This is a genomic window from Dietzia sp. CQ4 (assembly GCF_014145125.1).
In the GTDB taxonomy this organism is placed as follows: Bacteria; Actinomycetota; Actinomycetes; order Mycobacteriales; family Mycobacteriaceae; genus Dietzia; species Dietzia natronolimnaea.
Map to the genome: position 1 here is coordinate 1 of NZ_JAALDZ010000422.1, position 3,648 is coordinate 3,648.

The window sequence follows — 3,648 nt, forward strand, 5'->3', positions numbered from 1 at the left end:
CTCGGCGGAGCAGGTCGCCGCCCGCGAGAGGGTCCTCGGCCACGGGGTGTTCGACGGGGTCGCCGACGCCCTGGCCGAGGTGGCGACCGGTGCGGTCGGCGCGGTCGCCCGCCCCGTGCTCCTGGATGCCGGGGCCGGGACGGGGTTCTACCTCGACCGTGTCGTCGACGCGCTGCACCGGAGGGTCGCGCCGGGTGGGGACGCCATGGAGGCGGTCGGGGAGCCACTCGGGATCGGCACGGAGCTCTCGGTGGCCGCCGCGCGCCGGCTGGCCCGCGTCAATCCCCTCCTCGCGGCGTTGGTCGTCGACACCTGGGACGGTCTTCCCCTCCGGGACGCCGGTGTCGACCTGGTCCAGGTGGTCTTCGCGCCGAGGAACCCCGCCGAGTTCGCTCGGGTCCTCCGCCCGGGCGGGACTCTCGTCGTCGCGGTGCCGGGCCCGGGTCATCTCGAGCCCCTGCGGTCGCGGGTCGGGATGCTCGCACCCGCGGCGGACAAGGCCGAGCGCCTGGACACGCACCTGGCCGCCGGGTTCGACCCCGGTCCGGTCCGGGTGGTCGACGTCACCACCACGGTTCCCGCCGCGATCGCCGCGGACCTGGCCCTCATGGGCCCCAGTGGAGTCCACCTGGGTCGGGCCGGGGTCGAGCGGGCCATCGGGTCGGGCGACGGCCCGGTCCGCGTCCACGTCGAGGTGCGGACGTTCCGCAGGTCTCTGCAGGAGTGACGCGCTCTACACGAGTGAGGCGCTCTACAGGAGGTAGGCGCTCTACAGGAGGTAGGCGCTCTACAGGAGTGAGGCGTACATCGCGTGGGTCTGCTCGGCGATCGCCTCCCACGCGAACCGCGTCCGGGCCCGCTCCTGCCCGGCACGGCCGTACGCGGCGGCCTTGCCCGGATCGACGACGAGTTCGTTGACCGCGGCCGCGAGACCGGCCTCGAAGGCGTCCGGGTCCGACTCGTCGTAGTGGACGAGGGTGCCGGTCTCGCCGTCGACGACGACCTCCGGGATCCCGCCGACATCGGAGGCGACGACGGCGGTGTCGCAGGCCATGGCCTCGAGGTTGACGATCCCGAGGGGTTCGTACACCGACGGGCACGCGAACACCGTGGCGGCGGAGAGGATCTCGATGACCTCCGCGCGCGGCAGCATGTCGCGGAGCCAGAAGACGCCGTCCCGGGTGGACTGCAGGTCGGCGACCAGTGATTCCATCTCGGCCGCGATCTCCGGGGTGTCCGGGGCGCCCGCACAGAGCACGAGCTGGGCGTCCGGGTGGAAATCTCGGGCCGCGCGGACCAGGTGGGGCACTCCCTTCTGACGTGTGATGCGACCGACGAACGCCACGATCGGACGGTCCGGGTCGACACCGTGCCGGCGGAGGACCGAGTCCTCCCCGGCGAACGTCTCGACCGGTGACCACACCGAGGTGTCGATGCCGTTGAGGATCACGTGGATCTTCTCCGGATCGACCTCGGGGTAGACGCGCAGGATCTCGTCCTTCATCCGTGCACTCACCGCGACCACGGCGTCAGCGTGGGCGAAGGCGTTGCGCTCCGACCACGACGAGACGCGGTAGCCGCCCCCGAGCTGCTCGGCCTTCCAGGGTCGGCTGGGCTCGAGAGAGTGCGCGGACACCACGTGGGGGATGCCGTACAGCTCCCCGGCGAGGTGGCCGGCCAGGCCCGCGTACCAGGTGTGGGAGTGGACGATGTCCGCCCCCTCCGCGGCCACGCACATGCGCAGGCCGGCGGAGAGGGTCCGGATCGCCGGGTTGGCGTCCTCGCCCAGCTCCGGATCGGGCCGGAACGCCCGCGCGGTGTCGCGGTCCGCGCCCATGCACAGGACGTCGACCTCGCACAGCGGCCGCAGGGTGGCCACCAGTTCCGTCACGTGGACCCCCGCCCCGCCGTAGACCTCCGGTGGGTACTCCCTCGTCATCATCGCTACTCGCACACCGGTCAACCTAGCCCCCCGGGGCGTCCACGGGACCGTTGCGGGTGAACCCCGCCCGACCACGGGGTGTCGGCGCGGGGCGGTGCGGGGGCAAGTCCCGTGATGGTCCGTGGCAACGGCCCGGAAGTCGTTACGGTGGGGGGGTGAGGAACCAGCCGCACGTCCTAGCAATCGTTCTCGCCGGTGGCGAGGGCAAGCGCCTCTTCCCGCACACCGCGGACCGCGCCAAACCGGCGGTGCCGTTCGGCGGGTCGTACAGGTTGATCGACTTCGTCCTGAGCAACCTCGTCAACGCCGGCTTCATGCGGATCTGCGTCCTCACGCAGTACAAGTCGCACTCCCTCGACCGGCACATCTCCCAGGTGTGGCACATGAGCGGGATGGGGGGCGAGTACATCACCCCCGTTCCCGCGCAGCAGCGGCTCGGACCGCGGTGGTACACCGGGTCGGCGGACGCCATCCTGCAGTCGCTGAACCTGGTCCACGACGAGAAGCCGGACCACATCGTCGTCTTCGGGGCCGATCACGTCTACCGCATGGACCCCCGTCAGATGCTCGACCACCACATCGCCACGGGGGCCGCGGTCACGGTCGCCGGGATCCGGGTCCCCCGCAGTGAGGCCTTCGCCTTCGGCTGCATCGACGCGGGGGACGACGACCTGATCCGGGACTGGGTCGAGAAGCCCTCCGATCCTCCGGGGACGCCGGACGACCCGGATGCGACGTTCGCCTCGATGGGCAATTACATCTTCACGACAGATGCGCTCGTCACGGCCCTCAAGGCGGACGCGGAGAAGCCCGATTCCACCCACGACATGGGCGGGGACATCATCCCCGCGCTGGTGGAACAGGAGCGCGCGTACGTATACGACTTCGCCCGCAACCGGGTCCCGGGCGAGACGGAGCGCGACCGGGGGTACTGGCGTGACGTGGGGACCATCGACGCGTTCTACGACGCCCACGTGGACCTGGTCTCAGTGCACCCGGTGTTCAACCTCTACAACAACCTGTGGCCGATCCGGACCCAGCAGGACAATCTGCCGCCAGCCAAGTTCGTCAACGGCGGCATGTCCCAGGAGTCGATGGTGGGGGCGGGGACGATCATCTCCGCGGCCACCGTGCGCAACTCCGTGGTCTCGAACAACGTGGTGGTCGAGGACGGCGCCGTGGTGGAGGGCAGTGTGCTGATGCCCGGTGTGCGGATCGGTCGGGGCGCCGTGGTGCGCAGGGCGATCGTGGACAAGAACTCCTCGATCGGCCCGGGCGACGTGATCGGCGTGGATCACGAGCGCGACCGGCTCCGGTTCCCGATCAGTGCCGGCGGAGTGGTGAGCGTGTCCAAGAACTCCGTCACGTCGCTGCCCGGCTGAGTCGCCAGCCGGGTCCGGTCCGCGGTTCGCCGCCACCGGGCGCGCGGGCTCAGAGTGCGACCACGGTCAGCCCGCCGCCGACGGGCAGCACGGTGACGTGTGCGTGTTCGGGCAGGTCAGCGCCCTCCGGCAGCGGTGCGTGCTCACCGATCAGGACCAGCGCGCCGCCGGGACGCAACAGTTGGTGAGCGCGGGACACCACCCGGGCGACCGAGTGATCCGGGACATCGGCGACGAGCAGGTCGTAGGCGCCGTCGGCGAGCTTGTCGGCCACCTCCAGCGGCCGCGCCGCGATGTAGCGGGCGGCGGACGCGGGGTGTCCGG

General features: G+C 71.3%; 3 protein-coding genes and 1 pseudogene. 2 read left to right on the forward strand and 2 right to left on the reverse strand.

The window, feature by feature from the left end; all coding sequences use genetic code 11:
* Positions 1-727: methyltransferase type 11 (locus G6031_RS18200; protein WP_182654042.1), on the forward strand; the 727-nt coding region annotated here is incomplete at its 5' end.
* A 60-nt stretch (positions 728-787) separates the two neighbouring features.
* Here the strand turns inward: G6031_RS18200 and glgA are convergent.
* Positions 788-1,954 (reverse strand): glycogen synthase, encoded by a 1,167-nt coding sequence (glgA, locus tag G6031_RS18205; RefSeq protein ID WP_347237831.1) that lies wholly within the window; start codon positions 1,952-1,954, stop codon positions 788-790.
* Positions 1,955-2,097: 143 nt separating this feature from the next.
* Here glgA and glgC point away from each other — a divergent pair, with 143 nt between their 5' ends.
* A complete protein-coding gene (gene glgC / locus G6031_RS18210) occupies positions 2,098-3,324 on the forward strand; it encodes a glucose-1-phosphate adenylyltransferase (RefSeq protein ID WP_179525590.1) in 1,227 nt (408 codons plus the stop codon).
* A 49-nt stretch (positions 3,325-3,373) separates the two neighbouring features.
* Here the strand turns inward: glgC and G6031_RS18215 are convergent.
* Positions 3,374-3,648, reverse strand: a pseudogene (locus tag G6031_RS18215) (hypothetical protein); the annotation flags it as partial.